At 63.7% G+C, this 1,131-nt stretch carries 2 protein-coding genes; both read left to right on the top strand.

All coding sequences use genetic code 11. The features are described from left to right. The first annotated feature begins 2 nt into the window (after window positions 1–2). A complete protein-coding gene (cysD, locus tag AC1RM6_RS30445) occupies window positions 3–908 on the top strand; it encodes a sulfate adenylyltransferase subunit CysD (protein WP_493108444.1) in 906 nt (301 codons plus the stop codon). Continuing rightward, the coding region (locus tag AC1RM6_RS30440) for a GTP-binding protein (protein ID WP_493108442.1) at window positions 908–1,131 on the top strand (224 nt) is incomplete at its 3' end. The genes cysD and AC1RM6_RS30440, both read left to right, overlap by 1 nt.

The following is a 1,131-nucleotide window of genomic DNA, read 5'->3' as shown; positions in this document are numbered from 1 at the left end:
CTGTGACCCAGAACCTGACCCATTTGGAGCGGCTCGAGGCCGAGAGTATCCACATCCTTCGGGAGGTCGTCGCCGAGGCTGAGAAGCCGGTGATGCTCTATTCGGTGGGCAAGGATTCGGCGGTGATGCTGCATCTTGCGCGCAAGGCGTTTTATCCGTCGCCGCCGCCATTTCCGCTGCTGCATGTCGACACGACCTGGAAGTTCCAGGCGATGTACGAGCTGCGCAACCGGATGGCCAAGGAGAGCGGGATGGAACTGCTCGTCTACCAGAATCCGGAAGCGCAGGAGCGCGGGATCAACCCGTTCGACCATGGCGCGCTCCACACCGACATGTGGAAGACCGAAGGCCTGAAGCAGGCGCTCAACCTCTACGGCTTCGACGCAGCGTTCGGCGGCGCGCGGCGCGACGAGGAGAAGAGCCGGGCCAAGGAGCGGATCTTCTCGTTCCGCAACGCCTCGCATGGCTGGGACCCGAAGAACCAGCGGCCCGAGCTGTGGAACCTGTACAATGCGAAGAAGGCCAAGGGCGAGAGCATCCGGGTGTTCCCGATCTCGAACTGGACCGAACTCGACATCTGGCAATATATCCAGCTCAACGACGTGCCGATCGTGCCGCTCTATTTCGCGGCGAAGCGCCCGACGGTCGAGCGCGACGGCATGCTGCTGATGGTCGACGACGACCGCTTTCCGCTGAAGCCCGGCGAGACCCCGGTCGAACGCTCGATCCGCTTCCGCACACTCGGCTGCTACCCGCTGACGGGGGCGGTCGAAAGCGAGGCGGCGACGCTGTCGGAGGTCATCCAGGAGATGCTGCTGACGACGACGTCCGAGCGCCAGGGCCGCGCGATCGACAAGGATGCCGGCGGCGCCGGCATGGAAAAGAAGAAGCAGGAAGGGTATTTCTGATGTCGGACACGCTTCAGGAGAGCGCGTATCAGGTCGAGAGCCTGATCGCCGAAGACATCGACGCCTATCTGGAGGCGCACCAGCACAAGACGATGCTGCGGTTCATCACCTGCGGGTCGGTGGACGACGGCAAGTCGACGCTGATCGGGCGGCTGCTCTACGACAGCAAGATGATCTTCGAGGATCAGCTGGCGGCGCTGGAGGCCGACAGCAAGCGGGTCGG

The organism is Rhizorhabdus sp. GW822-FHT03C02 (assembly GCF_058801765.1).
This window is presented reverse-complemented; position numbering and strand designations above follow the sequence as displayed.